This is a genomic window from Thermogutta sp., assembly GCF_014359955.1.
In the GTDB taxonomy this organism is placed as follows: Bacteria; Planctomycetota; Planctomycetia; order Pirellulales; family Thermoguttaceae; genus Thermogutta.
Window position 1 is genome coordinate 1 of sequence record NZ_JACIYL010000204.1, and the last position, 6263, is coordinate 6263.

A 6263-nucleotide genomic window follows, 5' to 3' on the forward strand; every position below is an offset into this window, starting at 1 on the left:
TTGCAAGCTCGTGGACGCTATGAGACGGAAGAGGCGTGCCCTCGGTTGCGACGATCACTTTTTGCCCCTTGGGATCCCAGTCAGGCACCAGAAAGAGTGTGAAAGGCAAAACACTCTCAAGATTCAATTGAGCGAGATGGTTTTGGGCAGGAGAAACACGGGCAGAAGACTTCGACAAAGAGCACGGCCTTTCCAGACACAGGGCCCCATACAGGGCGGCTCCCCGGGCGACCGCTTCCTCCGGATTCACCGTGAAGTGGATATCACGTCCAAAGACCTCGCCCAATACTCGCTGAATCATCGGCATGCGGACGCCCCCACCCGTCACCACCGGCACGATGGATCGACCCGGTTCGGATGAGACTCGCTGAAGATGCCGGGTGAGCTTCCGTTGCAGAGAGGCTATCAGATCGGCGCACTGGGTCTCGAACTCCTGGCGGCTGATGACCATTTCAAACCGGCTGGATTCGAGTTCCACATCCAGGCGCGTGCGCTCCCGCCCGCTGAGGCTGTGCTTGGCTTCCACAACCGCCGCATAAATTCTGTTCCACAAAATAGGATTACCGCGAGGGTCGGAAAATCCCTCGGCGAGCATTCCTTCCGCAACCAGTTCTCCCAACCGAAGGTCAAAATCGTATCCGGAAAGCTGCGGATCCACCTCATAGGAAAGAGTGCGGCACACGCCTTCGTGGAGAACGAGGGTGGCCATCTGGCAGGCACCGCCTCCGAGATCGAAAACAAAAAACACGCGATGGCGGGAGCTGGCTCGGTCGATCGTCTCCCCTTTTGCCTCGAGCAGCGCAAGAACCGCGGCGACGTGGTCCTGGACAACTCCCAGCCCACTCAACCCGGCAATCTCTCCGGCGTCGATCACCGCCTGGCAGCGCCACCGGTCAAAGTGCCCCGGAACCGAGAAGACGCAACGTGACTCGCCCGCTATCTGCCGATGAAGCGCCTCCCGAAGCCGCCGCAGGACACAGGCCTGAATCACCTCGGGCGGGAGTTTCTGGCCGCGGATCGGTCGGCTGTAGAGCGATGTCCCCAGCTCCCGTTTCATCCAGTAAGCCACTTCCTCGCGATAGAGAAACATGACGTTTCTGGCCTCCCTGCCCACAACGATGTCCGTCTCCGTAAAGCGTACGGCGTTAGGCAGGAAGGTGTCGCCGCTCTCATCGCGAATCATCTCCGAGTGACCGGTGGCGTCCAGAGAAGCAGCGCAGATCTTCCAGGTTCCCAGATCGATGCCCACCGGTTGGCTTGCGGCGCTCATTGTGCCCGTTTCCACGTTCTCTTGTGCGGCGCTGTGACAGGGCCGGTGTGTCGGTCAGCATACCTTGCGTGCCAAAGCCCGCTCTGCACACACCGCCACTTCTCCAATCATCACTATAACTTTCGGTGCTGTTCTGGTATCATGCATTCAGGTCTTGTGCCAATATCCGGCTTTTTCTTGATCCTACCTTACCCATCGGGGACTGAACACTTGCCCACTTTGGAGGCGGCACGCCAGTCGTGGGAGCGACTGGGGGTGTTTCGGCCCGAGGAGCCTTGAAGAATACGGCTGACAGATATGAGTTCATTGCTTGAAGTGGAATTCAAGTTCAGGGACATCGATCTTCCGACTGTGGAAAAGCGACTTACCCAACTCGACGCCGTCCCGGAGGGAATCCGCGAAGAAGTGGATCTGTACTTCGCCCATCCGACACGTGATTTTTCGCAGACAGACGAAGCGCTCCGCATCCGTCGCATCGGCGATCGCAACTGGATCACTTACAAAGGCCCCAAAATCGACACCATCTCCAAAACCCGAGACGAAATCGAACTCCCCCTGACGGATGGTCGTGAGGCATGGGAGAGCTGGAAAACGCTGCTGGAACGCCTGGGATTTCGACCGGTCCGCCAGGTCGCCAAGCGGCGGAAAAGATTTCGTCTGACTTGGGAAGGCTGGAGCGTTGAGATTTCCCTCGACGAGGTGGCCGATTTGGGCGCGTTTGTGGAACTAGAGATTGTGTGCGAACACGAGAAAATGGCGGCTGCGCGGGACGCTCTGAGTCGCCTGGCAGCCGAATTGGGTCTGCATACGGGCGAAAGAAGAAGCTACCTGGAATTGTTACTCCAAACGCAACAGCAGAAAGTATGAGGCGGCATTTTCCAGAATATCCGCAACAGGCCCCGCACCGCCGCGAACATTCCACGAGTTTTGGCCCCAATTTCCCGCCGCCGAACAATTTGGCGTAAAATCAAAGGGCGTACGAACAGATTGTGGACCTTTCGCGGCTGTAGCGGTGGGCTATCGCGCTCATGCAGGACATTCCCCCCTTGGATGCGAGCAGAACAGGTTGTCAGCAAAGGGATTCCCGTCCCGGCATGGAGTGCGGTCCTGATCCTGCATCGCACCGGGCGAATCTCTGGTTGCTCATTTTCCATCAGATCATCTTTCGCGTGGGGTGGACCTTCAAAACGGAAAGCGTCGTCCTTCCCGGTTTTCTGGATTTTCTCGCAGGTCCTGGGGCCGGCATCTATCGGGGATTTCTGCCGATTCTCAACCGCGCGGGACAGGGCGTCTTTCCGCTCTTCCTCGCCAGATTGATGGATCATGTCCCCACCAAGCGGTTCACGCTCGTTATCTTTTGCGGCTTGCTCGCTCTGCCGCTGGGACTGATGGCCGTCCTGGCGCTGGGGTACGGAGAAATCGGTCGCCGCAGCGCCGCCGTGACCTTTCTGGCGGTGTATTTCCTGTTTTCCGGTATCTACGGCCTGTATCAGGTCGCGTTCAATACCGTCCAGGGAAAACTCATCCGCCCGGACTACCGCGGCCGACTCATGAGCTACTCCACGTTCTGGGGAACGATTCCCGCCGTCCTTGTGGGATTCCTAGTGCTGCGGTCCTGGCTGTCGGGCGATTCTCCCCACTATGACATCGTCTTTTCAACCAGTGCCTGTCTGTTCATTTTGTCGGGAGTTCTCTGCCTGCTGTTGCGCGAACCAGGAAAAGATGGCACTCGGCACGAGGTGACCACCGTCAGCTTTTGGGAACCGTTCATCAGGTCATTTCGGACTCGGCCCGGATTGAGAGGGCTCTGGCTCGTCGGCATGGTGTACAGTTTTTCCCTGGCGCTCGTTCCCCATTATCAGGCGTTCGCCCGAGAGCGGCTGCACATTTCTGCCGATCAGCAATACCTCTGGGTCATCGCCCAGAGCGCGAGCGTCGGCGTGTTCAGCGTCCTAGTGGGGTGGCTGGCCGATCGATTCGGCAATCGCCTCACGTTCGCTCTCCTGGTGTTTTGTTCCGCCATGACACCCGCCTGGTGCCTGGCGATGCTTCACCTTCCGCGAAGCTGGGTGGAAAGCGGGATCTGGTTCACGTTTCTGACTCTCGCGTTCACCACGCTCACACCACGGCTGGCGGTCAATTATGCGCTGGAGCTGGTCCCAGCCCAGGAGCATGCGGTGGCCACGGCAGGACTTCAGGTGGCCATCACGCTTCCCCTTCTGGCATCTCCCCTGTGGGGCTGGATCATCGAACTGTGGGGATTCGAAGGACTCCTGCACGCCGCCATCGTGGTGATTTCCCTGGCCGGCGTCATGAGTATTTTCCTTCCTGAACCTCGCTCAAACCTCTACGCGAAGCCGCCATCCAAGATAATCCCGGGCGAGGAATAACGCGGCCGTTACATGCGATTGACCACCTCGATTCCCAGGAGCTCCAGCCCCTGGCGGATGACGCGGGCTGTCAGGTCACAGAGAAGCAATCGGCTTTGCCGTTCTTCGCTGTCTGCCGCCTGGAGAACGGGACAGGATTCGTAGAACGTGGAAAAGCGGTTGGCCAGCGAGAACAGGTAGCCCGTCAACTGATTGGGGCGGTAATCCTCGAGCACCAGTTGGATGGCTTCGGGAAAACGGAGGATCTCGCGGCCCAGGGCCCGCTCGGCCGGGTGTTTCAGGTGGATCGGACCATCGAGTTTGCGAAGCGTGCTCACATCGACCCCGCCTTTCGCGAAGATGTTTTGAATCCGAGCATAGGCGTACTGCATGTAAGTGCCCGTGTTTCCCGTCATGGCCAGCATCTTGTCGTAGCTGAAAACGTAGTCGCTCGTGCGATTCTGAGAGAGGTCCGCGTATTTCAGAGCGCCGATTCCCACCACTTCGGCGATGCGACGCCGCTCTTCTTCGGACAATTCCGGCCCGGTTGGCTTGGCATCGTCGTTGGCGCATACGATCTGGTAGGCTCGGCGGACCGCCTCGTCGAGCAGGGACTCCAACCCAACCACGTCGCCTTCGCGTGTTTTGAAAGGTCGTCCATCCTCGCCCAGGACGGTGCCGAAACTCACGTGAACGAGCTTGACCCTGTCGTACCCCATCATGCGGGCGGCAGCAAAAAGCTGGCGAAAATGCAGACTCTGCCGAAAGTCCACGACATAGAGAATGGCGTCCGGGTTCCAGGTTTCCATGCGGTAGCGGAGGGTCGCCAGATCCGTCGTGGCATACAGGAAGGCCCCGTCCTGTTTGCGGATGATCATGGGCGTTTCAATATCGGGGAAGAAAATGCAGACAGCCCCTTCGCTTTCCCGTGCCAGGCCTTTCTGGAGAAGCTCTTCCACCAGCGGCCCGAGCCGATCGTGATAGAAACTTTCTCCCAGCGTGTAATCGAAGCGGATCCCCAGCCGCCGATAAATGCGGTTCATTTCGTCCAGGCTGTGGGGCAAAAACTCCCGCCACAGTCGGAGGTTTTCTTCGTCCCCCGCGTGCAGCTTTGCGGTTTCCTGAAGAACGTCCTGTTCGATGTTGGGATGGGCCTTCGCCCACTCGTAAAGCGTGGGATCGCCCTCGACGGCGGCGCGTTTGCGGCGCAATTCTTCCAGCTCTTCTCGCAATTCTTCCATTTCCTTCTGGAGTTCGCGGCGCTTTTTGTCTTCTTTTTTGGCCGCTGCAGCAGGGACCTGATTCGAGTCCCCCTCGGCAAGTTCCCGCTCTTTTGCCTGCAAACGAGTTTCCAGCTCCGCAATCTTTTGCACTGCTTCCTGATAATCGATGAGTTGGCGTACGAGGCGATACAGTCGGGCAAGTTCCGCCACGGGATTTTTCCTGTAAGCCTCTTCGTCCAGGAAATGGCGGTAACCGTAAATGATCATGCCGAACTGGGTGCCCCAGTCGCCGATGTGGTTATCGCTGATCACATGATGACCGACAAAACGCAGCGTCCTGTAAATCGCATCGCCGATCACTGTGGAGCGGATATGGCCGACGTGCATCGGCTTGGCCACGTTGGGCGCGGAATAGTCGATGATGATGGTTTCCGCCTTTTCCACCGGCGGCACCCCCAGACGTCGATCGTCAAGGAGGCTTTGCAAGCACTTTTCCAGATACTCTTCGCGGAGTCGAAAGTTGATAAATCCCGGTCCGGCGATCTCGGGCGGGTGGGCCATGTCGGCCACATCCAGCGCCGCCACGATCTCTTCCGCTATTTCCCGCGGCTTTCTGCGAAGGGCCTTGGCCAGCGGCATCGCCAGGTCAGCCTGGTAATCGCCCAATCGCTCATCCTGCGTAGTACGAACCAGTTTGAGATACGGTTCGGGATCCGGTGTGAGTCGGGCGAGAACGGGACGAAAACGGGCTCGCAGTTCCTCCAGAATGTTCATCGTGCAGCTTCCTTCGGCACCAAATGAGGGCCCTTATGAACACAATCTCCTGATGCCAGGCCCAGCCTGGCCTGACGCAAAGAACGGGAAGCCGAAGCGTCCTCACATGGACGCCATTCTCGCGGAACCGTCATCCCCTGGGGAGAAGGGGACCTGACGGGCATGCGACCAGAGATCTTCGAGGGCGTAGTAGCGGCGGGTTTCCGGATCGAAGAGATGGACGACCACGTCTCCGTAGTCCAGCAGGATCCACCGACTTTCCCCAAACCCCTCAATCCCAAGCCGCCGGGCCCCTTGCTGGGTGAGGGCTTCATCGATGTGTTCACTCATGGCGTGGAGCTGACGGCGACTGGTCCCTGAGACGATGACGAAGAAGTCAAAAAACGTGGTCAGCTCCCGCATGTCGAGGATAACGATGTCCTGCCCGCGATGTTCCTCGGCAGTCCGTGCCGCCAAAAGTGCCCGCTCCAAAGACGTTGTGGTTTCGATGGCCGGCATCGCGTTGTCGTATTCGTTCACTCTCTGATTCTCCAGAAACCCGGGCCGAATCACGCAGAACCAGAACCGTCTTTTTCTCCCTTTTCTATTTTACACGAGCTTCCCCCGGTCGAAAACGTTCGCTCCTTG

At 58.4% G+C, this 6263-nt stretch carries 5 protein-coding genes; 2 read left to right on the forward strand and 3 right to left on the reverse strand.

The window, feature by feature from the left end; translation table 11 throughout:
* Positions 1-1270 (reverse strand): Hsp70 family protein (locus H5U08_RS08175; protein WP_297032034.1); only part of this gene is annotated, 1270 nt, incomplete at its 3' end.
* 297 nt (positions 1271-1567) lie between these two features.
* Between H5U08_RS08175 and cyaB the strand changes: the two genes are divergently transcribed.
* Both cyaB and H5U08_RS08185 read left to right on the forward strand, forming a co-directional pair.
* On the forward strand, positions 1568-2137 hold the full coding sequence (gene cyaB, locus H5U08_RS08180; RefSeq protein WP_297032036.1) for a class IV adenylate cyclase: 570 nt from the start codon (positions 1568-1570) through the stop codon (positions 2135-2137).
* A 227-nt stretch (positions 2138-2364) separates the two neighbouring features.
* Positions 2365-3660: an MFS transporter gene (locus H5U08_RS08185; RefSeq protein WP_297032038.1), complete on the forward strand. Its 1296-nt coding sequence runs from the start codon at positions 2365-2367 to the stop codon at positions 3658-3660.
* A gap of 8 nt (positions 3661-3668) precedes the next feature.
* Here H5U08_RS08185 and argS read toward each other — a convergent pair whose 3' ends face one another.
* Positions 3669-5636, reverse strand: a complete 1968-nt coding sequence (gene argS, locus H5U08_RS08190; RefSeq protein ID WP_297032039.1) for an arginine--tRNA ligase — start codon at positions 5634-5636, stop codon at positions 3669-3671.
* Positions 5637-5738: 102 nt separating this feature from the next.
* Complete coding sequence (gene rsfS / locus H5U08_RS08195) at positions 5739-6155, reverse strand: ribosome silencing factor (protein WP_297032041.1); 417 nt, start codon at positions 6153-6155, stop codon at positions 5739-5741.
* Between the last annotated feature and the right edge of the window lie 108 nt (positions 6156-6263).

Coding starts and splice junctions, on each gene's coding strand:
- H5U08_RS08185 (WP_297032038.1), top strand. CDS start 2,365: ATGGAGTGCGGTCCTGATCCTGCATCGCACCGGGCGAATCTCTGGTTG.
- argS (WP_297032039.1), bottom strand. CDS start 5,636: ATGAACATTCTGGAGGAACTGCGAGCCCGTTTTCGTCCCGTTCTCGCC.
- cyaB (WP_297032036.1), top strand. CDS start 1,568: ATGAGTTCATTGCTTGAAGTGGAATTCAAGTTCAGGGACATCGATCTT.